We start from the raw sequence: 26,389 nt of genomic DNA on the forward strand, positions 1-26,389 counted from the left end.
GTGTGCTTCCGCTGTATGGGGTGAAGTGAGTCAGAACCTCCCGCCCCCGCCGCGGCGGGACCGGGTGCCCGCACCGCCGAAGCCGCCCGGCAGGCCGAACCCGCCGCCACCGCCCCGGCCGCGCGAACCACCGAAGGGGCCGCCGCCGCCGAATGTGCCGCCGCCGAAGAGACCGCCACCGCGGTTACCGGAGAGAACCGAGTTGATCAGGATCCCGCCGAGGACGGCGCCGAGCATGCCGGACCCGGTGCCGCCGCCCTGACCTCCGCCCTGCCCGAGGCCGGTACCGAGGCCGGGCCCGCCCGCGAAACCGTCGACATCCGCTCGTGCCAGGGTGATCGACTCCGCGGCGAGCGAGCCGGAGCGCTGCGCGGCGGTGAATGCGGAGCCCGGGTCGGTCGCGCGGGTGCCGTCGGCCTGGGCGAGCAGACGTCCGGCTTCGGCGAGCCGGGTGCGCGCCTCGGCACCGACGGCGCCGCGCCTGGCCGTGATGAAGTCCTCCGCCGCCGAGACCTGGCCGTGCGCGGAGAGCAGGGCCTGGTCGAGTGCGGCCTCGGTGCGCTGCGCCTGGGCGGCTGCGTCCCGCACCCCCTGCAGCGCGGCATCCATGCGCGCGTTGGTCGCCTCGAGCCGGCCGAGCAGTTCGAGCGGGTTGATCGGTCCGGCGCCGAGCCGGGCGGAGACCTCGGCGACGGCGCGTTCGGTGTCGGCGATGACGCCGGCAGGGGTGGCGGGCAGCGCGCGGGCCGCGGCGAGATCCCCCTGCAACTCCGCGAGTGTGGCCGAGACCCGGTCCGCCGCCGCGGAGAGGTCGGTTCCGAGCCGGTCGACGGCATCGAGCAGCAGCCCGGCCTGGTCGACCGATTCCTCCGCCGCACGGATCCCGACGGCTGCTCCCGGCGGGTCGCTCTCGATCCGTTTGCCGGCCTCCGACAGTGCCGTGCGTGCGAAGGCGATGCGCTCCCTGGCCTGGTCGGCATTGTCGGCGACGGTCCCGAGTGCGGCCGCGGTATACCGGCCGGCGAGTTCGGCGATACGGGCGGCGGCGGGCGCGATCCTGGTCTCGGCGGCGTCGGTATCGTGGGTAGCGGATGCCGCGGCGGCCGGAGCGTTCTTCTCCAGCTGGCGCAGCGCGGCGAAGTCCGCCGCCTGGTCGTCGAGGGTCGTGTTGGCCTGCTCGCAGCCGTCGAGGATGGCGAGGAACCAGTCCCTGCGCTGCTCCTCGGTGTCGGGGACGGCGTCGTCGAGCTTCTGCTGGAGGGTGAACGCGGCCCGGAGCGCGGCCTTCGCGGAGTCGAGGGCCGTGCGGAACGCCTCCGTGGCCTCCTGACCGTACTGGGCGAGGGCGAAGCCGAGCTCCTGCTCGCTCGACGTCACGGCGTCATCGGTCTGGACGAGGGCGGTCGCCGCCCGCCGGGAGAGCTCTTCGGTGGAGAGGGCGGCGGGCTGCCCGGTTCCGACGGGAGGCGCTGCACCGGCTGCACCGGCTGCACCGGCTGCAGCCACCGCCGCGCCCCGCCGTCTGCGAGCGAAGAACACGATCGTCCCCGCGACGATCGCGATGAAAACGACGAGCGCCACGAGGATCACCGTGAGGAGGCCGCCCCCGGAGGCCCCTCCTCCGGGATTCGCGGTACCGGGGGTGAGCGAGGGCGCTGGAACCGGCTGGCCGCCGATCGTCGCCGCGAAGCCGTTCGCGGCGCCGATCGCCGCCCCGGCCCAGTCGTTCACGCGCAGGGCCGGTTCGATCGCGACGGTTTCGACCTCCAGAAGTTGCGCATCCGTCAGGCTCGAATTCTGCGCGACCGAGAGCTGGTACTGGCGGTCGCTTGTTGCGACGGCGAGCAGCACGTCGTTGGTGCCGAGCCCGTTCTCGTCGGCGGTCTGGTCTGCCCACTGCTGGCGGTCGGAGACTCCGGTGAAGCTGTCGACGTAGGCGACGAAGAGGTCGGTGCGGGTCTCCGCGTAGAGCCGGTCGAGGGCGGCGGTCACCTCCGCGGTGCGGGAGCCGAGGGCGCCGACCCTGTCGACCACGTGGCTCGACCCGAAGCTCGGGGGATCCTCGGCGGATGCCGGAGTCCCCGGCCCTGCCCCGAGGCCCACGACCGCGAGGACGACCCCCAGAAGCAGCAGGCGTCGTGACCGCATGGACTCGCCTCCTTCGGCGCGGGAATGGCAGGCGAGGGCGGGTGCCCGGTGCCCTCCTGCCGCGAGCATAGAACGGCCAGACCCGCCCGTCTACGAACCTTCTGTTGCGGACTGTGACGGCCCCGTTCGCGTCCGGAGCCGGCAGTGCCCACACTGGGAACACCGCACACGATGAAACAGCCTGGAGGGCAGCATGGCCGAGACCACCGCCCCGCGCCTCGCGGTCGTCGAGGTCACCGGAAGCCGCCCGGACCGCCCCGCGTACCACGCCAAGGTCCAGGTCCTCAACGGAACCGTCGTGGCCGCAGCCGAACAGGGCGGCTGGGCCGTCACCCGCCTCGCCGCGGCCGACATGACCATCGCCACCCTGCTCACCGCGACAGCGGATGCCGACGCGATCGTCATCCTCGGCGGGGAAGACATCACTCCCCGTTTCTACGGCGGCGTCTCCGGTTACCCGGAAGAAACCCTGCATTTCCCGGTCGCCGACGACGGCCAGCTTGCGCTCGTGCGCCGCGCCCTCGAGCACGGCACCCCGCTGCTCGGCATCTGCCGCGGCCTCCAGATCATCAACGTCGCCCTCGGCGGCAGCATCGTGCAGCACATCGACGAAGGCATCCACCGCAACGTCGACGTGCCGATCGACCGGATCCTCCGCGAACACACCGTCGAACTGCTCGAGGGTACCGTACTCGCCGACAGCCTCGGCGGCGCGTTCGCCGCCGTGCAGAGCGCGCACCACCAGAGCGTCGACCGCCTCGGCACCGGCCTCCTCGCCGCAGCGGTGGCCCCCGACGGGCTCATCGAGGCCGTCGAGCACGAGTTCGCGCCGATCACCGGCGTGCAGTGGCACCCTGAGGCCCCCGACGCTCCCGCCGACCAGCTCCCGCTGCTGCTGAAGAGCCTCGAGCGCCAGCTCGCGGCCATCGAAGCGGCCGGTCGTATCGCGGCCTGAGCTGAGCTGAGCCGACCCGAGCCCGGCATCCGCTCGGGTAGAGTGTGGGCACCTGTCGAAAGGACCGCACCATCGCAGACGACACCCTTCCCGGCAGCATCATTCCGGGCAGCACGCACCCCGACGACGCGCTCACCCGCGCCACTGTCGACCTGCTGCGCGACCTGATCCGCAACGCCTGCGTCAACGACGGCACAGCAGACTCCGGCGGCGAGATCCGCAGTGTGCGCACCCTCGAGGGCTTCTTCGCCGGCTCCGGCCTCGACCTCGAGGTCGTCGAACCGCACCCGGGCCGGGCCTCCCTGATCACCCGCATCCACGGAACGGACCCCGGCGCGCCCTCCCTCGCCCTCGTCGGCCACCTCGATGTCGTCCCCGTGCACGAGGCCGGCTGGAGCCGCGACCCGTTCGCGGCGGAGATCGTCGACGGCGAGATCTGGGGCAGAGGCGCTCTCGACATGCTCTGCCTCACCGCGAGCTACGCCGCCGTCACACGTGCCATCGCGACCGGTTCATTCCGACCCCGGGGCGACCTCGTGTTCGCGGCCGTCGCCGACGAGGAGGCCGGCAGCGGCCTGGGCGTCGAGTGGCTCACCGAGAACCGCCTCGACCTGATCGACGCCGACTTCGTCCTCACCGAGTCCGGCGGCGTGCCCGTCGGCCCCACCCCCTCCATCTCCACGACGATCGGCGAGAAGGGCCTCGCCGGCCGTCGCCTCGTCGTGCACGGCACCCCCGGGCACGGTTCGGCGCCCTGGGGTGCCCGCAACGCCGCCATCATCGCAGCGGATGCGGTGTACCGGCTCTCCCGGTACCACGCGCCCGTGCAGATCACCCCGGACTGGCGCCGCTACGTCGCTGCGCTCGACCTCGACCCGGCGCTCGCCGCCCGGCTCCTCGACCCCGTGCGCATCATCGACGCCCTGCACGAACTCGGCACCCTCGCCGGCTTCGCGCACGCCTCGACCCACACGACCGTTTCGCCGAACGTCGTGCGGGCCGGTGACAAGGACAATGTCATTCCCGCCCTCGCGACGGTGACCCTCGACATCCGGGTGCTGCCCGGCATCGCGGCGGCGGATGTCGACGCCTACCTCCGCGAGGCGCTCGGCGAGCTCATGGCCGACGTGACGATCGAGGGCGAGGGGTTCGAAGCCGCGACCCGCTCTCCGATCGACACACCGCTCTACGACGCCCTCGGTGCGGCCGCTCGCCGGGCATACCCGAACGCCGACCTGCTGCCGATGCTGAGCGTCGGCGGCTCAGACGCCCGGTTCTACCGCCGCCGCGGCATCCCCGCGTACGGTTTCGCCCTGCTCAGCCGGCGCTGGGACTACGGAATGTTCCGCCAGCTCTTCCACGGCAACGACGAGCGGATCGACGTCGAGTCCGTCTCACTCACGGTGAACGCCCTCGACGCCGTCGTGCGGGACCTGCACGGCTGATCGCTTCACGCGGGGAGTCCCGGGGTCGAGCCGCTCGCAGTTGATAAATTGCATGCAATGCTGCACTGTAAGTAGCAGTTGACGTCCGTCGTCACCTGCTCCGGACCTGCGCTGAGGATGGCCAGTGCATGCACGGGCGGCCGCCGGGGCGACGACCCGGACGAGAGGTCGATTCAGGTGGCACAGCGCGGGTCCGCCAGCGTCGCTTCTCTCCTGCCCGACGCGCCGGGATCGATCCGGGTCTCGTTCATGGCGATTCTCATCGGGACCGTCGCATACGCCGCGTCGACGTTCCTCGTGACCGGCCCCGGCCGCCCCGGGTGGCTCGACGGCTGGTTCTACATCGCGCTCGAACTCGGAGCCGCGACCCTGGTCGGAGCTCGAGTGGTCCTGCGCCCGATCGAGCGCCCCGCCTGGGGAGCGCTTGCCGGCGCACTGTACGCCGTCGCGCTGTCGGACGCGGCCGGCACGGCGGCGGCCGCAACGGACCATGACGCCGCCGGCGTGCTGGATGCGTTCGCCTTCGCACTCGACGCAGCCTTCTTCGGGCTCGCCTTCGCCGGGCTGGTCCTGCTGGTGCGGAAGCGGCTGCCGCCGTCAACGGCCTCCGTGTGGCTCGACGGTGTGATTGCAAGCCTGGGTCTGCTGTCGATCGCGTCTGCGCTCTTCTATCGCGCCGCCGACGAGATCACCGTCGACAGCCTGATCTCCCTCGTCTACGCGGTCGCCCCGCTCGTGCTCGTCGCCATCCTTGTCGGCACGGCCGCCGCCCTCGGCCGGCGTCCGAGTCAGATCTGGGCGCTGTGCACAGCTTCATTCTCGTTGATGGCCCTGGGCAACCTCATCCAGGCGACCGGCCTTCCCGGGCTCGATCTGCCGGGAGCGCCGGTCAACGCGCTCTGGCCGCTCGCCGCCCTGCTCCTCGTGGCCGCGGCCTGGCGGTCCCGGAGCACCCCGAGGCCGGTCGGGTCGGATTCGGCGTTCGTACTGGCGATTCCCTCGATATTCACTCTCGGCGCCCTTGCGGTTGCCCTGGTGAATCAATTCACCTCCCTGTCGTACTTCTCGATCGTCACCGCCGTCGTGACCGTGATGGCTGGTGCCCTGCGCCTGTTGTTCGCGGTGCGGGATGCTGATCGGTTGCGGGTGCGGCAGGTGGAGTTGAATGTGAGTCTGGGGTTGGCGCGGGATGCGGCGTTGGCGGCGACGACGGCGAAGTCGGCGTTTCTGGCGACGATGAGTCATGAGATTCGGACGCCGATGAATGCGGTGATCGGGATGACGGGGTTGTTGCTGGATACCCGGTTGGACGCGGTGCAGCGCGATTATGTGGAGACGGTGCGGCGCAGCGGGGACCTGTTGCTGGATCTGATCAATGACATCCTGGATTTTTCGAAGATCGAGTCGGGTGGCCTGGAGTTGGAGGATCGTCCGTTCGATCTGATTTCGGCGGTGGAGGATTCGGTCGGTTTGTTGGCGGTCGCGGCTGATAAAAAGGGTTTGACGTTGTTGTGTGATTTCGCGGATGGGTGTCCGTCGTGGGTGAGCGGGGACGTGACGCGGTTGCGGCAGGTTCTGGTGAACCTGGTGGGTAATGCGGTGAAGTTCACGGAGTCGGGCACGATCATGGTGCGGATCGAGCCGGCCGGGCTGGTCGTTCCGGGGGAGTCCGGGGTGGTGGCGCTCAGGTTCCTGGTGTCGGATACCGGGATCGGGATTCCTGAGGATCGGATGCCGCGGTTGTTCCAGTCGTTCAGTCAGGTGGATGCGTCCACGACGCGGGTGTATGGCGGTTCGGGTCTGGGGTTGGCGATCAGTCAGGCCCTGGTCGAGATCATGGGGGGCCGGATCGAGGTGACGAGTACCGTCGGGGTCGGCTCCACCTTCGCATTCACCATCGCCTGGCCGCTCGCCGCTCGCCCGGAGCGGCGAGCGGCGACCGGCGTCGACTGGCTGAGCAGCGGTCGCCCCGAGCGCCGACGCCGGGATGACGCCGCGACCCACGAGAGTGCCGGGCGGGAACGCCCGGGGTCCGGGTCGGCAGACCCGTCCACTCTGCCCGGTCGATCCTCGCCGATTCCCCCCACCCCGGGGCTGCGCATCCTGCTCGCCGAGGACAACGTCATCAACCAGAAGGTCGCTCAGTTGATGCTCGCGCGCGGCGGCCACCGCGTCGACACCGTGAGCGACGGGCTCGAGGCCGTGCAGGCCGTCGGAGCCGTCGCGTACGACGTCGTGCTGATGGACGTGCACATGCCCGTCATGGACGGCCTCGAGGCCGCGCGCCGGATCCGGGGTCTCGGTGACAGCATCCGCCAGCCCGTGATCATCGCTCTCACCGCGAGTGCGACCACGGAGGCGAGGCAGGCGTGCCTCGAGGCGGGCATGGACCTTTACCTCACCAAGCCGATCCGGCCGGCCGAACTCGCGGAGACGCTGGCAACGGTGACGGGGGCGGGAACCGTTCTCGGCGACTGCCCGGATGCAGCCCCCATCGCTTCCCGTCCTGACGATGCCGTGATCGACTACGAAGTCCTCGGCTATCTCGACGACGTCGGCGCGGAAACCAAGGGCTGGCTGCTCCGGAGCTTCGCCGGCCAGGGCGAGAGCAGGCTGCGCGCGATCAGCGCCGGGATCGAAGCCCTCGACCACGAGCACGTGGTGGAGCTGGCGCACCGCCTCCGCGGGAGCAGCGCGACGGTCGGCGCGAGCGCCCTCGCCGCCGTCTGCGCCGAGATCGAGGCGGCGGCGACGCGGCAGGAGCCGATCACCGCGGGGCAGGTCGCCCGGCTCGGCACGGCGATGGACCGCACGCTCTCGGCCCTTGAACCGTTCATGCACCCCGTCCGTGAGCCAGAGCCCGAGCCGGAATCGGCCTGAGCCGAGCCGTCAGCCCGTGCCGATCAGGCCGTGCCGATCAGGCCGTGCCGAGCAGCGCGCACTGCTCCTGCAGGCGCGAACGGATGCCGGCGTCGGCGCACAGCGCGATCGCCCGTTGGTAGGCGACCCGGGCATCCCTCACCCGGCCGGCCTGGGCGAGCAGGTGTGCGCGGGTCGCCCAGGCCGGTTGGAAACGATCGGCGCCCGGCAGCACGGCGACGGAATCGAGAGCGGCCAGTCCGGCCGCTGGTCCCTCGACCGCGCCGACGGTCGCCGCGAGCGCCACCCGGGCGCCGAGCGTGGGCGCGATCCGCACGAGCGCGCCGTAGAGGGCCAGAAGCGCCGGCCGGTCGGTCTCGCCCGAGCGAGCCCGGTCGCAGTGCACCGACTCGATGGCCGCTTCCACCTGGAATCGTCCGATCCGGTCGAAACCGTGGGCCCGCCGGAGCAGCATTTCCCCCTGCCGGATCAGCTCGCGATCCCACCTGGCCGGATCCTGGTCGTCGAGGGCGATCGTTGATCCGTCCGGTGCGGCGCGTGCCGGTGCCCGGGACAGCGAGAACGACAGCAGCGCGGCAAGGCCGAGCACCTCGGGCTCGCGCGGAAGCAGGGCCGCGAGCACGGTCGCGAGGTACAGCGACTCCGCCGCAAGCGACTCACGCACACTCGGCCCGGCAACACCCTGCCAGTCGATCGCATAGGCGCCGTAGATCGCCTCGAGCACCGCGGGGAGCCGCCCGGAGAGTTCGCTCAGCCCCGGCACGGTGAAGGGGATCCGCGCGTCCCGAATCCGCCGCTTCGCCCGCACGAGGCGCTGCGCCATCGTGGATTCGGGCAGCGAGAAGGCCACCGCGATCCGGGCCGCGTCGAAACCGAGCACCGTCTGCAGCATCAGGGGCGTGCGAATGCCGGGATCAATCGCCGGGTGCGCGCAGACGAAAAGCAGTTCAAGGCGCTTGTCGGGGATCTCATCGGGGTCGACGTCGTCGAGCGAGAGCGGTGCGGGCGGATCGAGCGACCCAGAGAGTCCGAACAGCACGGTCGGGTCGAGCGGCACGGTTCGGCGCACGGCGGTGGACTTCCAGCGGTCGCGGAGACGATTGCGCGCCACCGTGAGCAGCCACCCCTCGGGGTTGCCGGGAATGCCGGCCGCCGGCCACCGGGTCAGCGCCTCGAGGAAGGCATCCGCAAGGGCATCTTCGGCGGACGGGATGTCGCCGCCCGGCGCCGCGAGCAGCGCGAGCAGCCGGCCGTAGGACTCCCGGGCGACGGATTCCGCCCGCGCCCTGGCCGTGTCCCTGGCTGCGTCCGTGGCTGCGCCCGCGGCGGCTGCGTCGTGCGCGCCCGCTGCGGTCATTCCTGGCCGCGCCATGCTCCGTCCCGGAAGATGATTGCCGACGGACGGATCTCGACAGCCCCGTACTGGGCGGCGGGGCACTGTTCGGCCCATGCGATTGCCGCATCGAGGTCTGGCACCTCGATCACGAAGGTGCCGTTGAGGCGCTCCTTGGTGTCCGCGAACGGGCCGTCCTGCACCCGGAGCGCGCTGTCGCGCACGGTGACGGTCGTCGACGCGGACACGGGCTGCAGGATGTCGGCCGAGATGAGTACCCCGGCGGCGTCGAGCGACTTCCCATAGGCATCGAAGGCCGCGCGTCCCCATTCCATCATCTCGTCGCTGATGTTGGCGTCTTCGGCTTCCTGGCTGATCACGAGCAATGAGTAACGCATCAGACTTCCCTTCGTCGTTGTGATACTGACACCACAATGACGAGCGAGCACGCCCCGAATCGACACCTCAGCGGGCGCGCAACCCGATCGACGTCGTGATCGCCTCATGCTGGCCACCGGAATGCACAAGATGCAGGCCGTCGCCGGTGACCGTGAGCTGGCTCCGGTAGCAGCGCAGGGCGGCCGTCGTCACGGCGCGACGGGCCTCGAGGTCGAGCCATTCGGCATCCGCTGCCGGATCGAGCACGATCTCGGCGAAGGGGGTCTGCCCGGCGAGGCATGCCGCACGGGCCGCCTCGTGCATGCGCACGTGGTCGGGGTGGCCGTAACCACCGCCGTGGTCGTAGCTGATCACGAGGGCGGGCCGCACGTGCCCGATGAGCGCCACGACATCGGCCGTGACCTCGTCGAGGGGAGCGACATAGAGGGCATCGGCGTCGGCGTCCGCGGCCGGACCGGCGAGTCCCTCCCGGATCCAGCTCATGCCCGAGTCACGGTAGCGGCGCGGCGGCCGTCCTTCGGCGCGCGCGGGAGCCTGGCCGAGCCAGAATCGGTCGGCGATCCCGAGGACCTGGGTGGCTCTGTCCAGCTCGTCCTCGCGAACGCGTGCGAGCGCCGCGGTGCCCTCGAGCCCGGACAGCGGCCCGGCGACGACTTCGCCGCGCTCGCCACGGGAGGCGGTCAGGAGCGACACCCGGGTGCCGCGCGCGACGAGTTCGGCTGCGAGGGCTCCGGTGGTGAGGGTTTCGTCGTCGGGGTGCGCGTGCACGAGCAGGACGACCGGGAGGCCGTCGAGGATGCTCACGCGATCCGCAGCCCGCGTCGGTCGTCGTACTCGTCCGCGGAGCACGGCTCGAGCAAGCCCCGGTACACGTCCAGAAGACCCCGCGCGCTGCGCGGCCAGTCGAGGCGTTCGGCGCGGGCGCGGGCGTCGACGGACAGCCGGCGGGCGAGGTCGGGATCGCCGAGCAGGGTCGTGATCGCCGCGCCCCAGGCCTGCGGGTCGCGGGAGCCGAGCACGATCCCGGTGTCGCCGTCGAGCACGGCTTCGCGGAGGCCCCCTGACGCGGAGGCGACGACGGGCACTCCGCTCGCTGCCGCCTCGAGGGCGACCAGACCGAAAGTCTCCGAGTGGGAGGGGATCAACACGACCCTGGCGTCGCGGAACAGCGCCGCGAGATCGGCGCGGGTCTGCGGGCCGAGGAATCGTACGGTGTCGGCGATCCCGTTCCGTTCGGCGAGGTCACGGAGGCCATCGATATAGCCGTCGAAGTCGCCGGAGGCGTCGCCCGCGATGATGAGCTCCGGCCGGAGTGCCGCAGGGACCGCCGCTATCGCCTCGACCGCGAGGTCGAGTCCCTTGAGCGGCTGCAGGCGGGCGGCGACGATCGCGTAGCCGGGGTCCTGCTCGGTAGTGCGGATGCCCGGCGCCGGGTGGAAGAGCTCTGCGTCGACCCCGGGGGAGACCACGAAGATCCGCTCTGGCGAGCCGCCGAGCCTGGTCACGATCGTGTCGGCCTCGGCGTTGCTGATCGCGACGAGGGCGTCGGATTCGCGGGCGAGCCAGGCTTCGCCGCGCATCCGCCCCGGTGACTCCGGCCGTTCGCCGGCCGAGAGCGGCGTCGAGGGGTCTGCGGCGATGCTGTGGAAGCTCTGCACGTGCGGGATGCCGCGGCCCTGGGCGAGCGGGAGCGCGGCCATGCCGGAGAACCAGTGGTGCGAGTGGATCACGTCGTAGTCGCCGAGGGCGGCCAGGCCGACCCGGAATTCGTCGATGACCGCCTCGTGCGCCCCCTTGCTGATGGGTTTCGCCGGCCCGGCCTGAAGGAAGCGGAGGGTGAGGCGCGGTGCGAGGACGACGGCGTCGGGAAGTGTGGCCGAGGACCGGCGGGTCACGATGTCGACGGTGTGGCCGGCAGCGGCCATGGCCTCCGCCTGCTGGCGCACCACGACGTTCATGCCGCCGGCGTCCCCGGATCCAGGCTCGTCACCCGGCGAGGTGTGCAGGGAGACGAGGGCGATGCGGAGGCGGGAGGCTGCGGGGGACACCCGTGAATCTTAACGCAGTCGCCTGAACCCGCCCTGCCGAACTCCGTCGAATGGGTCAGCGGGCGAGGGCCGGCACAGATCGCGGCCGCACGAGCCACCACAGGGCCGCGCTCGCGAAGACGGCGCAGGCGAGCATGACCGCTCCCATTCCGAGTGCGTCACCGGTGATGAACACCCCGACCAGCGGAGTGACGATTCCCGCGACGGTGAAGTTCATTGCGCCGAGCAGCGACGCCGCGAGTCCGGACTCCGCCCCGTGGGGTGCGAGGGCGAGGCCCTGCACGCAGGGAATGCAGACCCCCACGGCCATGATCGAGAACCAGAGCGGGATGACGACGAGCGGAAGCCCCCAGCCCCAGACGGCTGCGGTGCAGATCACCAGGGCGGACATCACGAGCACGGTCGTGCTGAGGGCCAGTAGCCACTGCGGGGCCAGCCTGCCGGCAAGGCGCGCCCCGAGCTGGGTGCCGAGCACGAAGCCGAGGGCGTTCACCGAGAACAACAGCCCGTACTGCGCGACCGAGAACGCGTAGACGCCCTGGAACAGAAACGGTGAACCGGCGAGGTAGGCGAACTCGCCTCCCCAGACGAAACCGCCGACCAGGGCGAGTCCGAGGTAGCGGCGGTCCCGGAGCAGCCTGCCCATCCGACCCGGCAGCGCACGGATGCCCGACTGGATCCGGTTCTCGATCGGCAGGGTTTCCCGGATGCCGATCACCGAAGCGAGGGCGATCACCGCACCGTATGCGGCGAGCACCACAAAAATACCCCGCCAGTCGATCCACTGCAGCAACTGCGAACCCAGGATCGGCGCGACGATCGGGGCGAGCCCGTTGACCATGCCGAGCCGGGACAGCATCCTGAGCATCGGGATTCCGGAGAAGAGGTCACGCACGAGCGCGAGCGACACGACGCCGCCGGCCGCCGCCGCCGCGCCCATCAGGAAGCGGAAGGCCGTCAGCGCCTCGACGTTCGGGGCGAACGCGCAGGCAAGAGACGCGAGGATGTGGACGAGGGTCGCGACGATGAGCGGCCGGCGCCGACCGATGACGTCGCTCCAGGGGCCGACAACGAGCTGGCCGACGGCGAGGCCGATGGTCGTGGCCGCGAGGGTGATCTGCACGGCCGACTCGGAGGTGTGCAGTGCCGCCGCGACCGCGGGGAAGGCGGGCAGGTACAGGTCGATCGTGAACGGCCCGAGCGCGGTCAGGGCGCCGAGGATGAACACGTACCGCAGGCGGTGACCCCGGCTGAGCAGTTCGCCCGGGTGCGCGGACGCGGTCATGCCCACTCGTAGTACGACTCGTCGACGCGACGGCCGACAGAGAGAGAGTCGATGGTCGCCATGTCTTCTGCGTCGAGTTCGAAGCCGAGGATGTCGATGTTCTCCCTGATCCGGTCGGCGGACGCCGACTTGGGCAGGGGAACGGTACCGAGCTGCAGGTGCCAGCGCAGGATCGCCTGCGCCTCCGTGACCCCGTGCGCCCGCGCGATCGAGGCGATCTCGGATGTGCCGAGGGCGAGGCCGCGGCCGAGCGGCGACCAGGCCTGGGTCACGATGCCTCGCTCGGCGTGGAAGGCGCGCAGCTCCGGCTGTGAGTGCAGGGGGTGCAGTTCGATCTGGTTCACGCTCGGGACCGTCCCGCCGAGCGCGATCACCTCCTCGACCTGCTCCCGCGAGAAGTTGGAGACGCCGATCGACCGCGCGGCACCGGAGCGGTTGACGTCTTCGAGGCCGTCCCAGGCCCGCAGGTGAGTTCCGACGGAGGACACCGGCCAGTGCACCAGATACAGGTCGACGTAGTCGAGTCCGAGGCGATCGAGGCTGTTCCTGGCTTCCTCGCCCGCGGTCAGGTGGTGCGTGTTCCAGAGTTTCGTCGTGACGAAGAGCTCCCCGCGGGGAATACCGCTCCGGCGGATGCCGATACCGACGCCGCGCTCGTTGAGATAGACGGCGGCCGTGTCGATCGAGCGGTACCCGGCGGCGATGGCCGCTTCGACCGCACGAGCGGTCGCCTCGTCGTCCATCGCGAAGACGCCGAAACCGAGTTGCGGGGTCGTCGCCCCGGTATTGAGAGTGATCCTGGGGAGTCGGGTCGGCGGCATGGGGCGCTCCGTTCGGTCGCATTATTATCGGACGAGCGTCCAATATAAAGCGAGCCTAGCGTCTTGCCGCGTGGGCTCAGGCCCGGATGCGGGCAATCAGGTCGTCGGCGAGCTGCTTCTGAAGCTCCGGAGTCATCAGGTCGGGGAACAGTACCGACTGCAGCGAGATCCCGTCGATGAACACCAGGATCTGGTCGACGAGCAGTCCGAGATTCGTGTCGACGGCCAGGTGCCCACCCGCCGCGGTCGACGTCAGCACCCCGAGCCACCAGTCCCGAGCGACCTGCGCGGACTCCTGCCGGACCAGCTTGAGGCGGGGATCGTTGAGTGCCCTGCCGATGTAGCTGATGTCGATGACGGCCTCGATCCGCCGGTTCTCGTCCATCGGCAGCGTCTCATACAGCGTGGCCCTGAGTGCCTCGATCCCGGTTGACCGGCCGATCTTCTCCTCGACGCGGCGGAAGACCCGGTCATAGGCCAGGCGGTGGGCCTGAACGAGGATGTCGTCCTTGTCTGCGAAATAGTGGGCGAGCACGCCGCTCGAAACGCCGGCTTCCTTCGCGATCTGGCGCACCGTGGCCGCGTCAAGTCCGCGGGTCGCGATCACCCGCCAGGTGGCCTCGAGCACCTCAGCGCGCCGTTCCTCGTGGTCGACAATCTTCGGCATGTGTTGTGTCTCTTCCTCGTTCGCCCCAGTCGACTGCGGGAACCCATCGGCGAGTCCCCGGTTTTTGGACGCATGAGTTAATTTACTCGCTTGTAACAGGGCAGAAACTTATTTCGGACGCGTGTCATAAAAACTGTGAGGACAGCACAGACGAGGAAGTGAGCCAGGGATGACCATCACAGCACCACAACAGATCGAACTGCCCCTTGACGCCGCCCTGCGAGCCCGCGCGGGGAAGGTCATCCCAAGCGGGATGTACGGGCACATGAACGTGGCCCTGATGCCGTCGGGGTTCCCCCAGTTCTATGCGGAGGGCAAGGGCAACCGCCTCTGGGACGTCGACGGAAACGAATATCTCGACTTCATGTGTTCCTTCGGCCCGATGATCTCCGGCTACGCGAACCCGGTCGTCGACGCGGCAGCGCTGGCCCAGCAGAAGCGCGGCGACGCCCTCGGTGGCCCGACCGCACGCATGGTCGAGCTCGCCGAACTGATGGTCGACACCGTCGCACACGCCGACTGGGCCATGTTCGCCAAGAACGGCACCGACGCCACGAGTCTCGCGGTCACGATCGCCCGGGCGGCGACGGGTCGGAAGAAGCTGCTCAAGGGCGGCACGGCCTACCACGGCGCGAATGCCTGGTTCAATCCGAACCCGCTCGGCAGCACGCCGGAGGACCGCGCAAACATCATCGACTTCGAGTTCAACGACCTCGCCTCGCTCGAGGCTGCCGCAGCCGAAGCCGGCGGTGATGCCGCGGCGATCATCCTCTCTCCATTCCGGCACGACGCCCCCGGCTCCACAGACCAGTACATCGTCGACCCGGCCTTCGCCAGGGGAGTGCGGGCGCTGGCCGACCGGATCGGCGCCGTGCTGATCATGGACGAGGTCCGCACCGGCTTCCGACTGCACACCGGCGGCGCGTGGGAACCGCTCGGCATCGATCCAGACCTCACCGCCTTCAGCAAGGCAATGGCGAACGGCTACGCGATTTCGTCGGTCGTCGGCATCGACTCCCTCCGCCAGTCGGCCGCCGACATCTTCGCGACCGGATCGTTCTGGTACGCGGGTGCAGCGATGGCGGCCGCGATCGCCAACATCGGCCTGCTCAAGGCGACCGACACCCCCGCCCAGATGAACCGGGTCGGCCAGCTCCTGCGCGACGGACTTCAGAGCCAGGCCGCCGCGCACGGCTTCACGGTCTTCCAGAGCGGGCCGCCCGTGATGCCGTTCCTGCGCTTCGAGGACGACGAAAGCCTCGCGACAGCCGCGGCCTTCACCGACGCGGCGGTCCGGCGCGGCGTGCTGCTGCACCCCGCGCACAACTGGTTCCTCTCCACCGCGCACACCGAAACGGATGTCGCGTGGGCGCTCGAGCGCACCGACGACGCGTTCGCCGAGACGCGCGCCCTGTTCGGCTGACCCGTTCGACTGACCCGTTCAGCTGCCACCATCGCCACCCTTCCACCATCAGCACCCAGGCTCCGACGCTGCAGCCACCTTGAGAACCGGCGGGACGGCCGGGTCCGCAACCAACAGAGGAGACTCACGTGCACACGAAACAACGCTCCACCCGCTTCAAATGGCGCTCCCTCGTCGCGATGGCCGCGACCGCAACCCTGCTGCTGACCGGCTGCAGCGTCGGAGCGGCCACGACGGCTGTCGCGAAACACGATCTCGTGATCGCGAGGGCGATGGACCTGACGACCCTCGACCCCGACCGCGGCTACTGCGACACCTGCCAGATCGTCTTCACGGCACTCTACGACCGGCTCGTGATCGTGAGTCCAGAGGACTCGAAGACCCTTCAGCCCGGGCTGGCCTCGACCTTCACCGCGAACGCCGACAACACCCAGTTCACCTTCGGACTCGACCCAGCGGCGACCTTCTCGGACGCCTCGCCCGTCGAGCCGAAGGACGTCAAGTGGAGCCTGGAGCGCCTCGCCAACATCAAGGGCAGCGCCTCCTACCTGCTCGCGGGCATGTCCTCGATCGACACCCCCGACGCGAAGACCGTGGTCGTCAACTTCGCGGCGCCGAACTCCGCGTTCCTCGCGATCGTCGCGGCGTCGTACCTGGGCATCGTGAACAGTGACGTCGCCAGCGAGCACGGTGCATCCGCCGCGGCCGACGCGTCGACTGCGGACACCGCAGAAGACTGGTTCCTCTCCAACTCCGCGGGAAGCGGCCCGTACATCCTCGACAGCTACACGGCCAACAGTGCCGTGAAGCTCACGGCGAACCCGAACTACTGGCGCACCAAGCCGACCTTCGACACCGTGACGCTCAAGGAGGTCACCGACTCGAGCTCGCAGCTCCAGCAGCTCCAGCAAGGTGACGTCGACATCGCCATGCAGATCAGCCCAGACGCCCTGGACCAGCTCAAGAACACCCCGACGGTCACGACGGCGGCCGTCGATTCGTTCAACTACACATACATCGCCCTGATGCCAGGTGCAGAGGGCGGGGCTCCCCTCGCCGATGTCCGGGTGCGGGAGGCGATCAAGGACGCCATCGACTACGACAACATCGTCAAGACCCTCGTCGCAGGCTACGGGAAGCTGCAGGGCTCTCCGATCCCGAACGGCTTCGAGGGAAGTGAGAAGGTCGCCCTGCCGAGCTACGACGTCACGAAGGCGAAGGCGCTGCTCGCAGAGGCCGGCTACCCGGACGGCTTCACGATCAGCTCGACGTACCCGAAGATCGTTGCATACGGCGTCGACCTCGACCTGCAGATGCAGGCCATCCAGCAGAACCTCGCTTCGGTCGGCATCACGCTCGAACTGACGCCGGTCGACTTCAGCCAGTGGGCCGACGTCATCGGCGGCAAAGGAACCCCGATCACGGCCGTGTACTTCGCCCCTGACCACACGGACTCGAGCCAGTACGTGCAGTACTTCGGCCTGATCCCGAACGGCGGATACGTCGCCAACTTCGCCTCTCTGGCCGGCAAGACGGTCAACCAGGCCGAGGTCGACGGGCTCACGACTGCGCTCGCCCAGACCGGAGCGGAGCGCACGGCGAGCTACCAGGCGCTCGCCCAACTGATGGCCGACGACGTCAATATCCTGCCGATCGTCAATCCGCAGTTGATCATGGCCCACGCGAGCGACATCACGGGGGTGACGTACAGCCCGTGCTGCAACGTCGACCTCGGGGCGCTCGGGCTCACGAAGTAAGCCACTGCCCAGCGACAGTGCGGGGCGCGGACCCGGTCCACGCCCCGCACTGTCGCCCTGTACCGTCGCCCCGCACTGTACCGTCGCCCCGCACTTTACGGAGTTCCAGATGCTTCGCTTCATCCTCAAACGGATCGCCATCCTGCCGCTGCTCCTGCTCGGCATCGTGACGATCGCTTTCGTGATCTCGCGGCTGTTGCCGGCGAATCCGATCGCCTCGCTCGTCGGCGAACGCAACCTCAACAATCCCGAGATCGTCGCCGCCGCCAAGGCGCGCTGGGGCCTCGACCAGGACCTCTTCACGCAGTACCTGAACTATCTCGGTCACCTTTTCCAGGGCGACCTCGGCACCTCCTTCAGCACCAAATCGAGCGTGACGAGCGACCTGCTCAGCCGTCTTCCGGCCACGATGGAGCTCACGATCGTCGCCCTCCTGATCGGCACACTCGGCGGCATCGCCCTCGGCGTGATCTCGGCGAGCCGGAAGGACCGCTTCGCCGACCACCTGAGCCGGTTCTTCTCCCTGCTCGGATCGTCCCTCCCGGTCTTCTGGACCGGCCTCGTCTTCCTCTTCGTCTTCTACGCCCAGCTCGGCGTTCTCCCCGGCCCCGGCCGGCTTTCGGCCAGGATCGAACCTCCCGCGAACGTCACTGGCTTCTACACGGTGGACTCACTGCTCGCCGGCAATATTTCGCTCTTCCTCGACGCGGTCAGCCACCTGATCCTCCCGGCGTTCATCCTGGGCTGGGGGCTGGTCGGCACGATCAGCAGGCTGGTCCGCGCCTCGATGCTCGATGAGATGCACGCGGACTACGTGCGCACCGTGCGCGCGAAGGGCCTCAGTGACGGGTTCGTGATGCGGCATCATGTGCTGCGCAACTCGCTCACCCCGGTCGTCACCATCGTCGGCTTCGCGTTCGGCGCGCTGCTCACCGGTGCCGTGCTCGTGGAGCAGATCTTCTCCTGGAACGGGATCGGCTCGTACGCCGTCGGCGCCACCCGCACCCTCGACTACCCCGCCATCAACGGGGTCACCCTCGTCGGCGGTGCCATCTTCCTCCTGGCCAGCCTGGCCACCGACATCGTGTACGCCGTCGTCGACCCGAGAGTGAGGCTCGCATGACCGCGATCTCGTTGCCCAGCCTGGCCGGAAACGCCCGCGACCTGTGGAAGCGCGGGTCGGCATCCGCCTGGCTGCGCCCACCGATGATCTTCGGATACGTCGTGCTCGCCTTCTGGATCGTCGCCGCCGTCGGCGTGCAGTGGATCGCGCCGTACGACCCGATCAAACAGGTGGGCGAACGGCTGCTCGCGCCCAGCGGGACGCACTGGTTCGGCACGGATGCGCTCGGTCGCGACGTTTTCAGCCGCACCCTCTACGGTGCCCGCTATTCGCTCCCGATCGCCGCGGTCGCGATCGTCGTCTCGGTGACGATCGGCAGCGTGCTCGGCGCCGTGGCCGGCTACTTCGGCGGCTGGGTGGATGCCGTGATCATGCGCATCGCGGACATGACGATGGCATTCCCCGCGATCCTGCTCGCGATGGCGGTCGCCGCCTCGCTCGGCCCCGGCCTGAACAACGCGTTGATCGCGATCGTGATCGTCTGGTGGCCGATCTATGCCCGGCTGATGCGCGGTCAGGTGCTCTCGATCAAGCAGCGGGAGCACGTCGAATCGGCCGTGGCGATCGGGGCGAGCGGTCCACGGATCCTGTTCCGGCACATCGTGCCGCAGTCGCTGACGCCGATCCTGGTCAACGCGACCATGGACCTCGGCCAGGTCATCCTGCTGGTCGCCTCGCTGAGTTTCCTCGGCCTCGGCGCCCTGCCGCCCACGCCGGAGTGGGGTGCGATGATCACCGACGGCGCCAAGAACTTCTATCAGCCGTGGATCGCCGCGGCCCCCGGGTTCGCGATGCTCACGATCGTGCTCGCGATCAACTTCATCGGCGACGGCCTGCGGGACGCCCTCGACGTGAAGGCCACCCGCCGCTGAGTCGCCGGCAGCACAACAGGAAGCGGCGCCCGGACTGTGTCCGGGCGCCGCTTCGTTGGTCCGGCGGGGGTCAGCTCGCGATGCGGGCGCCGGGGATCGCGGCGAGCAGCTCCCGCGTGTACGACTCCCGGGGCGAGTCGAAGATCTCCTCCGGGGTGCCGCTCTCCACGATGACGCCGTTCCGCATCACGTGCACGAAGTCGCTGATCTGCCGCACGACGGCGAGGTCGTGGCTGATGAACAGGTAGCTCAGGCCGAATTCATGCTGGAGTCGCATCAGCAGGTCGAGGATCTGCGCCTGCACGAGAACATCGAGGGCGGACACCGCCTCGTCGAGCACGATGAGTTCCGGCCGCAGCGCGAGCGCGCGTGCGATGGCGACGCGCTGGCGCTGGCCACCGGAGAGTTCGTGCGGGTAGCGGTCTGCGGTCTCTGCGGGGAGGGCGACCGCGTCGAGTAGTTCGAGCAGCTGGACAGCCCGGGATTCCTTCGTGCCCCAACCGTGGACGACGAGGGGTTCGACGATGGTCGCGCCGACCGTGAAGAGTGCGTCGAGCGAGGCGAACGGGTTCTGGAACACCGGCTGGACCCGGCGACGGAAGTCGAGGAGTTCCTTCTTCGTGAAGCCGCTTGTCTCGGCGCCTTCGAAGGTGATCGACCCGGAGGTCGGTGCGTCGAGCCCGAGCACGAGTCTCGTCGTCGTCGACTTACCCGAGCCGGACTCGCCGACGATCGCGACGGTGCTGCCGCGGGGGATGCTGAAGGTCGAGCCGGCGAGGGCGACGAACCGCTGCGGGCGCGACAGGAACCCGCTGCGCACGACGAACTCCTTGCGTACCTCGGAGAGCTCGATGATGTTATCGACATGGCCCGTTCCTGCGGCCTGATGCGTCGCGTAGGGCGTCGCCGCCCGCGTCTCCCCGCGGCGCACGGCGAGGCTCGGCGCCGCCAGGAGCAGGCGCTTCGTGTATTCGTGCTGGGGATCCTCCAGGATCTGGCGTGCCGGGCCATGCTCGACGATGCTGCCACGGAACATGACGAGCACCTCGTCGGCGCGCTCGGCCGCGAGGGCGAGGTCGTGCGTGATCATGAAGAGCGCTGTGCCCATTTCCTCCGTCAGTGCCGAGAGCTGGTCGAGGACCTGCCGCTGCACGGTGACGTCGAGGGCACTCGTCGGCTCATCAGCAATGAGGAGCTGTGGGCGGCAGGCGAGCCCGATCGCAATGAGCACGCGCTGACGCATGCCGCCGCTGAATTCGTGCGGGAACTGCCGGAAGCGGCGTTCGGGCTCGGGGATTCCGACCATCCTGAGCAGCTCGATCGCCCGGATGCGTGCGGCGGAAGGCGTTGCGCCATGCGCCTCGAGGGCCTCGGTGATCTGGTGGCCGATCCGGTAGACCGGGTCGAGGTTCGACATCGGGTCCTGCGGCACGAGGCCGATGCCGGCCCCGCGCACCCCGGCCATCTGCGCCTCGGAGGCGTGGGCGAGGTCGACGCCGTTGAAGAGGATTTTCCCGGAGGTGATGGTCGCGTTCGGTGCGAGCAGGCGGTTGATCGCCGCGGACATCGTCGACTTGCCCGAGCCCGACTCGCCGACGACGGCGAGCGTGGACCGTGCGGACAGCTCGAGGTTCGCGTCGGAGACCGCGGTGAACACCCCCTGGGCGGTCCGGAAGGAGATGGACAGGTTCTGGATCGAGAGCAGCGGCCGCCCGATGGCGGTTTCCGGGGCTGCAGTCGCCGTGGCAGTTTTATCGGACATGCGTCCAACATAAACGCGTCGCGTTTCGGCGAGTCAATGCAGTGTTTCGGACAGGTTTAATCTGGAAGAGAGGCCGGCGCGGGGTTCTGGTGACTGAAACCGTCATTCATCGGAAACATCCTCGCCACGCGACCTCCCTAGATTTAGGCGCATCCGAATCCGCACCTAGTCGCGGAGCAGCATGCCGTAGCAAAGGGGTATTCATGAGTGGAAACAGCGCCCGCCGTCAAGCGATCAGGGATGTAAGGGCTTATGTTCCTCCGGCCCCGAGCTATACAGCGACTGAGACGCCGGGAGAGATCTTCGGCGAAAACGTCTTCAACAAGGTCGTCATGCAGAAGCGGCTGCCGAAATCCGTCTATAAGTCCGTGATGGCGACGATCGAAAACGGCGCCAGGCTCGATCCGCTCGTAGCGGATGCCGTCGCATCCGCGATGAAGGACTGGGCGCTCGAAAAGGGTGCGACCCATTACGCCCACGTCTTCTACCCGCTCACCGGGCTGACAGCGGAGAAGCACGACAGCTTCTTCGAGCCCGTCGGCGATGGCACGGCGCTCGCCGAATTCGCGGGCAAGACCCTCGTGCAGGGCGAGCCCGACGCATCGAGCTTCCCCAACGGCGGCCTGCGCAACACCTTCGAGGCTCGCGGGTACACCGGCTGGGACGTGACGAGCCCGGCATACGTGCTCGAGAACCCGAACGGCAACACCCTCTGCATCCCGACGGTCTTCGTCTCGATGACCGGCGAAGCGCTCGACCACAAGACCCCGCTGCTGCGCTCGCAGCAGGCGATGGGCGAACATGCCGAACGCATCCTGCGCCTCTTCGGGCACACCGATCCTGCCCGCGTCGTCTCGTTCTGCGGCCCCGAGCAGGAGTACTTCCTCGTCGACCGGCACTTCTTCCTCGCCCGCCCCGACCTGCTCAACTCCGGCCGTACCCTGTTCGGCGCGAAGCCGCCCAAGGGCCAGGAGTTCGACGACCACTACTTCGGCGCCATCCCCGAGCGGGTGCTCGGCTTCATGATGGACACCGAGCGGGAGCTCTTCAAGCTCGGGATCCCCGCGAAGACCCGGCACAACGAGGTCGCCCCCGGCCAGTTCGAGATCGCGCCGATGTTCGAGCGCGGAAACATCGCCGCCGACCACCAGCAGCTGCTCATGACGACTTTCAAGTCAGTCGCCAAGAAGCACGGGATGGCCTGCCTGTTCCACGAGAAGCCCTTCCAGGGCGTCAACGGCTCGGGCAAGCACGTCAACTTCTCGCTCGGCAACAACGAGCTCGGCAGCCTTCTCGTCCCGGGAGACAACCCGCACGACAACGCCCAGTTCCTGGTGTTCTGCGCCGCCGTCATCCGCGCGGTGCACAAGTACGCCGGACTTCTCCGCGCCTCGGTCGCCTCCGCGACCAACGACCACCGCCTCGGCGCCAACGAGGCCCCGCCGGCGATCATCTCGATCTTCCTCGGCGACCAGCTCGCCGACGTCTTCGAGCAGATCGCCCAGGGCCCGGCAACCTCGTCCAAGGACAAGGGCTCGATGGTGATCGGCGTCGACACGCTCCCGGTGCTGCCGACCGACCCGGGCGACCGCAACCGTACGAGCCCGTTCGCGTTCACCGGGAACCGGTTCGAGTTCCGTGCCCCCGGTTCGATGCAGACCGTCGCCGGCCCGATGGTGACGATCAACACGATCATGGCCGAGTCGCTCGATTACGCGGCGACCGAGCTCGAGGCCGCCGTCGCCGGTGGCACTGACTTCGACACGGCCGTGCAGAGCCTGCTCACCCAGATCATCACCGACCACGGCGCCGTCGTGTTCAACGGCGACGGGTACTCCGATGCCTGGCCGATCGAGGCGGAGAAGCGCGGGCTCGCAAACCTGCGCACGACCCTCGACGCGCTGCCCGAACTCATCACCGAGTCGGCAATGGACCTGTTCGACAAGTACAGGGTCTTCAACCACCGCGAGATGCACAGCCGTTATGAGATCGGCCTCGAACAGTACGCTCTCACCATCGGTGTCGAGGCGCGCCTCACGCTCGAGATGGGGGCGACGGTCATCCTCCCCGCCGCCGTGCGTCACCAGACCGAACTCGCGATCAACATCGGCGCCCTCACGGCCGCCGGCGTTGAACCCGACCACGCCGCACTGAGCGAGGTGTCCGCCCCGATCACCAAGCTCCGGTCCGCGCTCGCCGTGCTCCGGGACGCGCTGGCCGGCGGATCGGAAGAGACCGCACTCGGCGAGGCCGAGCACGCTCGCGACGCGCTGCTTCCGGCGATGTCCGCGGTCCGCGCCGCCGCAGATGCCCTCGAAGAGATCGTCGCGGACGACCTGTGGCCGCTCCCGACCTACCAGGAGATGCTCTTCATCCTGTAACCGCAGAGCACGTACGTCCTCCGCCCGGTCAGCCTGTTTCTGCTGGCCGGGCGGATGCGCGTTCTGACCCGATCAGATGAACAGCGTCGTCGTCGACTCGGCCGCCTCCCCGAGGAAGGTCGCGACGCCGCCGAGTTCGACGCCGTCCATCAGGTCGGTCGGAGCGATCCCGAGCAGGTCCATCGTCATCGTGCACGCGATCAGGCGCGCCCCGCCGGCCTGCGCGGACGTGATGAGATCGGGCAGCGACGAGACCGAGTTGTCCCGCATGACCTTCTTGATCAGTGCCGCACCGGCACCGAGCATATTCATCTGCGACAGCGGCATGCTGCCCGCGCTCGAGGGCATCATGGTGGCGAACATCTTGTCCATCAGTTTGCGTTCCCGCTTGGGCGGGTCCGTGCGGCGCAGGGAGTTGAGCCCCCAGAACGTGAAGAACATCGAGACCTCTTCGCCCATCGCGATCGCCCCGTTGGCGATGATGAAGGCGGCCAGCACCTTGTCGAGGTCGCCGGAGAACACCACGAAGGAGGTCTTGTTGGGTGTCGGCGAGCTCACGATGCCGACGGATGCCGCAGGCCGGGTCGCCAGAGCGGCCCCGCCCTTCCGCATGGTCGCGACGTAGCCAGGGCCCTCCGGCGAAATGGCGACGAGCTCGTGTCCGTTCCGCCTGGCCCAGGCCGGAGCGTCACTGGCGAACCCGGGGTCGGACACGTGCACGACAACCTCGTCGCCGGCATCCAGTGTCTTCATCTTCTCGGATAGCTTCATGATCGGGCCTGGGCAGGCGAGTCCGGAGCAGTCCAGGTCGACCTGCACGCCGGTGCCGTTGGCGAGCAGGGCGGCCTGCGCGGCGGCCTTCGTTGCAGCGGCCGTGAACTCGGCTGCTTCGGCGTAGGTGGTCATCGGCAGCGGGGGTTCGTCGCTTTCGGGCTCGACCTCGTGCCACGACCGGAAGGTGTCCGACCCGCCGGAGAGAGTGGCGACATCCGTGAACCCGCGTTGCACGAGCGCGCGGTAGGCGAGGTAACTGCGGAACCCGACCGCGCAGTACAGGCGCAGCGGCCCGGTGCGGTCCCAGAGCTCGCATTCGAGGCGGATGCTTCCGAGCGGCACGTTCTCGGCGCCCGGCAGGTGCCAGATCGAGAATTCCTCCGGGGTGCGCACGTCGATGAGCCGAGCCCCGGCAGTCGCTTCCGGGTAGTCCTGGGCGTACCAGAGGGTGAGGTCGCCGCGGAGCACGTTGCTCGCGACGAAGCCGGCCATGTTCACCGGGTCCTTCGCGGAACCGAACGGAGGAGCGTACGCGAGCTCGAGCTCCTCGAGGTCGTAGACGGTCTGGCCACCGCGGAGGGCGGTCGCGAGCACGTCGAGGCGCTTGTCGACGCCGTCGAAGCCGGCGGCCTGCGCGCCGAGGATGCGCCCGGTGTCGGGGGCGAAGAGGACCTTGAGCTGCATCATCGCGGTGCCGGGGTAGTAGCCGGCGTGGCCGGAGGGGTGCACGTGCACGGCCCGGTACGGGACCTCGGCGGCGAGGAGTTGCCGTTCGGTGGCGCCCGTTCCGCCGGCGACCATGTCGAAGATCTTCACGATCGAGGTGCCCTGGGTTGAGCGGTAGTCGGTGTTTCGGCCGCAGATGTTCTCGGCGGCGACCCGGGCTTCGCGGTTCGCGGGTCCGGCGAGCGGGGCCAGCCAGCGCCCCGGCAGCACGGTGTGCGGCGTTTCGACGGAGTCGCCTGCCGCCCAGATGTGCGGGTCGGAGGTGCGCATGTGCGTGTCCACCGTGATCCCGCCGCGGGCGCCGAGCTCGAGCCCGGCCGCCTTCGCGAGCGTGGTGTTCGGGCGCACCCCGGCGGAGAGGATCACCAGGTCGGCCGCCAGGACGGTCGAGTCCGTGAGCTCGACGTTGAGACCGCCGTCGGGGCGGGCCGCGAATGCGGCGGCCGCAGTCGACAGGTGCAGGGTGATGCCGCGACTGCGGAGGTGGTGTTCGACGGGGACGGACATCTCGTGGTCGAGGGGCGGCAGGATCTGGTCGCTCATCTCGACGACGTCGACGAGGGCGCCGCGGTGCTTGAGGTTCTCGGCCATTTCGAGGCCGATGTAACCCGCGCCGATCACGACGGTGCGCACGGGTCCGCGGGCGCCCGTCGCGGCGAGGGCGATCGCGGCATCCAGTTGGGCCTTGATGGCGTCCATGTCGCCGATCCGGCGCAGCACGTGCACGCCGGGCAGGTCTATCCCCGGCAGGGGAGGGCGGAGTGGTTCGGCGCCCGTGCAGAGCGCCAGTTCGTCATAAGGTTCCTCGTAGCTGCGGCCGCCGTCGACCTCGCGGACGGTCACGGTCTTCGCGGCACGGTCGATTCGCAGCACCTCGTGTCCGACCCGCACGTCGATGTCGAGGGATTCGCGCAGACTTTCCGGCGTTTGCAGGAGCAGGCGGCTGCGATCAGCAATCACTTCGCCCACATGGTACGGCAGACCGCAATTCGCAAACGAGACGTGATGACCGCGCTCGAGCACGACGATCTCAGCGAACTCGTCCAAACGGCGGGCGCGGGCGGCGACGGATGCGCCGGCTGCGACCCCGCCTACGACAACGATCTTCATGGGGTGCCTTTCGTCGGCCGGGACAGCGATTCGGCCAACCCGGCATATACCCCCGTGGGTAATTGGGGGACTGATTCTGACACTACACCCGCGGGATACCGCGGACCGTGCACTCTCAATACCCATGGGGGTATAGTGAGTGCTTTCACCCACGAAGGAGCTGCCGATGTGCCACGCCAAGACCTGTAAGACCTGCGGGAAGACCACCTGGGCCGGCTGTGGCCAACATGTCGACCAGGTCATGCGCGGAGTGCCGAAGTCGCAGCGCTGCCCCGGGCACGAGAACGAACAGGCGTCCGGTGGCTTCCTGTCCCGGCTCTTCGCGGGCCGCTAGCCTGCTCCGAATTCAGGAGTGGACCCTGTGCAAGCCAGGGTGTAGGTGGATGCGCCGAACGCGTCCGCGGGGCCGACCTGCCGTCCCAGGTCTTCCTCTTGCCACGGAGTAGAGTCTGATTCTCGGCTCTGACCTGCCTATCCGTT

Annotated in this window: 19 protein-coding genes; 9 read left to right on the forward strand and 10 right to left on the reverse strand. The window is 69.0% G+C overall.

The genetic code is table 11. The features are described from left to right. Nucleotides 1–30: 30 nt before the first annotated feature. The gene (locus RHM57_RS02535) at nt 31–2,148 is read right to left on the reverse strand and encodes a TPM domain-containing protein (RefSeq protein ID WP_322140677.1); all 2,118 of its coding nucleotides are present in this window, start codon (nt 2,146–2,148) and stop codon (nt 31–33) included. A 193-nt stretch (nt 2,149–2,341) separates the two neighbouring features. Here RHM57_RS02535 and RHM57_RS02540 point away from each other — a divergent pair, with 193 nt between their 5' ends. The 3 genes from RHM57_RS02540 to RHM57_RS02550 all read left to right on the forward strand — a co-directional run bounded on the left by RHM57_RS02540 (nt 2,342) and on the right by RHM57_RS02550 (nt 7,428). Continuing rightward, a complete protein-coding gene (locus RHM57_RS02540; RefSeq protein ID WP_134449817.1) occupies nt 2,342–3,103 on the forward strand; it encodes a gamma-glutamyl-gamma-aminobutyrate hydrolase family protein in 762 nt (253 codons plus the stop codon). Nucleotides 3,104–3,147: 44 nt separating this feature from the next. Further along, nucleotides 3,148–4,548: a M20/M25/M40 family metallo-hydrolase gene (locus RHM57_RS02545; RefSeq protein ID WP_198413723.1), complete on the forward strand. Its 1,401-nt coding sequence runs from the start codon at nt 3,148–3,150 to the stop codon at nt 4,546–4,548. Between the two features lie 249 nt (nt 4,549–4,797). After that, entirely contained in the window at nt 4,798–7,428 is a 2,631-nt protein-coding gene (locus RHM57_RS02550) for an ATP-binding protein (RefSeq protein WP_322140678.1), read from the forward strand. Between the two features lie 37 nt (nt 7,429–7,465). Here the strand turns inward: RHM57_RS02550 and RHM57_RS02555 are convergent, their stop codons facing one another. The 7 genes from RHM57_RS02555 to RHM57_RS02585 form a co-directional block, all read right to left on the reverse strand. Beyond that, the gene (locus RHM57_RS02555; protein WP_322136324.1) at nt 7,466–8,785 is read right to left on the reverse strand and encodes an RNA polymerase sigma factor; all 1,320 of its coding nucleotides are present in this window, start codon (nt 8,783–8,785) and stop codon (nt 7,466–7,468) included. After that, nucleotides 8,782–9,159, reverse strand: a complete 378-nt coding sequence (locus tag RHM57_RS02560; RefSeq protein WP_134558712.1) for a YciI family protein — start codon at nt 9,157–9,159, stop codon at nt 8,782–8,784. The genes RHM57_RS02555 and RHM57_RS02560 overlap by 4 nt, the downstream gene beginning before the upstream one ends. Nucleotides 9,160–9,226: 67 nt before the next feature. Then, nucleotides 9,227–9,964: a PIG-L deacetylase family protein gene (locus RHM57_RS02565; protein WP_134561798.1), complete on the reverse strand. Its 738-nt coding sequence runs from the start codon at nt 9,962–9,964 to the stop codon at nt 9,227–9,229. After that, nucleotides 9,961–11,208 carry a glycosyltransferase gene (locus tag RHM57_RS02570; protein ID WP_322140679.1) on the reverse strand — a complete coding sequence of 416 codons (1,248 nt, stop codon included), beginning with the start codon at nt 11,206–11,208 and terminating at the stop codon, nt 9,961–9,963. The genes RHM57_RS02565 and RHM57_RS02570 overlap by 4 nt, the downstream gene beginning before the upstream one ends. Nucleotides 11,209–11,263: 55 nt before the next feature. Then, complete coding sequence (locus RHM57_RS02575; protein WP_322140680.1) at nt 11,264–12,493, reverse strand: multidrug effflux MFS transporter; 1,230 nt, start codon at nt 12,491–12,493, stop codon at nt 11,264–11,266. Further along, complete coding sequence (locus RHM57_RS02580) at nt 12,490–13,314, reverse strand: aldo/keto reductase (RefSeq protein ID WP_134561799.1); 825 nt, start codon at nt 13,312–13,314, stop codon at nt 12,490–12,492. The genes RHM57_RS02575 and RHM57_RS02580 overlap by 4 nt, the downstream gene beginning before the upstream one ends. A 76-nt stretch (nt 13,315–13,390) precedes the next feature. Beyond that, complete coding sequence (locus RHM57_RS02585) at nt 13,391–13,981, reverse strand: TetR/AcrR family transcriptional regulator (protein WP_134447203.1); 591 nt, start codon at nt 13,979–13,981, stop codon at nt 13,391–13,393. A 169-nt stretch (nt 13,982–14,150) separates the two neighbouring features. Between RHM57_RS02585 and RHM57_RS02590 the strand changes: the two genes are divergently transcribed. The 4 genes from RHM57_RS02590 (at nt 14,151) to RHM57_RS02605 (ending at nt 19,156) form a co-directional block, all read left to right on the forward strand. Beyond that, the gene (locus RHM57_RS02590; protein WP_322136320.1) at nt 14,151–15,404 is read left to right on the forward strand and encodes an aminotransferase class III-fold pyridoxal phosphate-dependent enzyme; all 1,254 of its coding nucleotides are present in this window, start codon (nt 14,151–14,153) and stop codon (nt 15,402–15,404) included. 128 nt (nt 15,405–15,532) lie between these two features. After that, the gene (locus RHM57_RS02595; RefSeq protein ID WP_134558715.1) at nt 15,533–17,161 is read left to right on the forward strand and encodes an ABC transporter substrate-binding protein; all 1,629 of its coding nucleotides are present in this window, start codon (nt 15,533–15,535) and stop codon (nt 17,159–17,161) included. Between the two features lie 109 nt (nt 17,162–17,270). After that, on the forward strand, nt 17,271–18,284 hold the full coding sequence (locus tag RHM57_RS02600; RefSeq protein WP_322189568.1) for an ABC transporter permease: 1,014 nt from the start codon (nt 17,271–17,273) through the stop codon (nt 18,282–18,284). Beyond that, entirely contained in the window at nt 18,281–19,156 is an 876-nt protein-coding gene (locus tag RHM57_RS02605) for an ABC transporter permease (protein ID WP_134447197.1), read from the forward strand. Before RHM57_RS02600 ends, RHM57_RS02605 begins: the two co-directional genes overlap by 4 nt. A 70-nt stretch (nt 19,157–19,226) precedes the next feature. On the opposite strand, the gene RHM57_RS02610 is transcribed toward RHM57_RS02605, so the two are convergent. After that, on the reverse strand, nt 19,227–20,918 hold the full coding sequence (locus tag RHM57_RS02610) for an ABC transporter ATP-binding protein (RefSeq protein ID WP_322140681.1): 1,692 nt from the start codon (nt 20,916–20,918) through the stop codon (nt 19,227–19,229). Nucleotides 20,919–21,121: 203 nt separating this feature from the next. On the opposite strand from RHM57_RS02610, the gene RHM57_RS02615 reads away from it, so the two are divergent. Next, nucleotides 21,122–23,299 carry a glutamine synthetase III gene (locus RHM57_RS02615; protein ID WP_134447193.1) on the forward strand — a complete coding sequence of 726 codons (2,178 nt, stop codon included), beginning with the start codon at nt 21,122–21,124 and terminating at the stop codon, nt 23,297–23,299. A 72-nt stretch (nt 23,300–23,371) separates the two neighbouring features. Here the strand turns inward: RHM57_RS02615 and RHM57_RS02620 are convergent, their stop codons facing one another. Continuing rightward, nucleotides 23,372–25,909 (reverse strand): FAD-dependent oxidoreductase, encoded by a 2,538-nt coding sequence (locus tag RHM57_RS02620; protein WP_322136316.1) that lies wholly within the window; start codon nt 25,907–25,909, stop codon nt 23,372–23,374. A 166-nt stretch (nt 25,910–26,075) separates the two neighbouring features. On the opposite strand from RHM57_RS02620, the gene RHM57_RS02625 reads away from it, so the two are divergent. After that, nucleotides 26,076–26,243: a hypothetical protein gene (locus RHM57_RS02625; protein WP_134447189.1), complete on the forward strand. Its 168-nt coding sequence runs from the start codon at nt 26,076–26,078 to the stop codon at nt 26,241–26,243. Nucleotides 26,244–26,389: the final 146 nt, after the last annotated feature.

It is taken from the genome of Cryobacterium sp. 10S3 (assembly GCF_034344045.1).
In the GTDB taxonomy this organism is placed as follows: domain Bacteria; phylum Actinomycetota; class Actinomycetes; order Actinomycetales; family Microbacteriaceae; genus Cryobacterium; species Cryobacterium glucosi.

Coding starts and splice junctions, on each gene's coding strand:
- RHM57_RS02560 (WP_134558712.1), bottom strand. CDS start 9,159: ATGCGTTACTCATTGCTCGTGATCAGCCAGGAAGCCGAAGACGCCAAC.
- RHM57_RS02575 (WP_322140680.1), bottom strand. CDS start 12,493: ATGACCGCGTCCGCGCACCCGGGCGAACTGCTCAGCCGGGGTCACCGC.
- RHM57_RS02535 (WP_322140677.1), bottom strand. CDS start 2,148: ATGCGGTCACGACGCCTGCTGCTTCTGGGGGTCGTCCTCGCGGTCGTG.
- RHM57_RS02620 (WP_322136316.1), bottom strand. CDS start 25,909: ATGAAGATCGTTGTCGTAGGCGGGGTCGCAGCCGGCGCATCCGTCGCC.
- RHM57_RS02605 (WP_134447197.1), top strand. CDS start 18,281: ATGACCGCGATCTCGTTGCCCAGCCTGGCCGGAAACGCCCGCGACCTG.
- RHM57_RS02585 (WP_134447203.1), bottom strand. CDS start 13,981: ATGCCGAAGATTGTCGACCACGAGGAACGGCGCGCTGAGGTGCTCGAG.
- RHM57_RS02615 (WP_134447193.1), top strand. CDS start 21,122: ATGAGTGGAAACAGCGCCCGCCGTCAAGCGATCAGGGATGTAAGGGCT.
- RHM57_RS02540 (WP_134449817.1), top strand. CDS start 2,342: ATGGCCGAGACCACCGCCCCGCGCCTCGCGGTCGTCGAGGTCACCGGA.
- RHM57_RS02600 (WP_322189568.1), top strand. CDS start 17,271: ATGCTTCGCTTCATCCTCAAACGGATCGCCATCCTGCCGCTGCTCCTG.
- RHM57_RS02625 (WP_134447189.1), top strand. CDS start 26,076: ATGTGCCACGCCAAGACCTGTAAGACCTGCGGGAAGACCACCTGGGCC.
- RHM57_RS02550 (WP_322140678.1), top strand. CDS start 4,798: ATGGCGATTCTCATCGGGACCGTCGCATACGCCGCGTCGACGTTCCTC.
- RHM57_RS02580 (WP_134561799.1), bottom strand. CDS start 13,314: ATGCCGCCGACCCGACTCCCCAGGATCACTCTCAATACCGGGGCGACG.
- RHM57_RS02555 (WP_322136324.1), bottom strand. CDS start 8,785: ATGACCGCAGCGGGCGCGCACGACGCAGCCGCCGCGGGCGCAGCCACG.
- RHM57_RS02590 (WP_322136320.1), top strand. CDS start 14,151: ATGACCATCACAGCACCACAACAGATCGAACTGCCCCTTGACGCCGCC.
- RHM57_RS02610 (WP_322140681.1), bottom strand. CDS start 20,918: ATGTCCGATAAAACTGCCACGGCGACTGCAGCCCCGGAAACCGCCATC.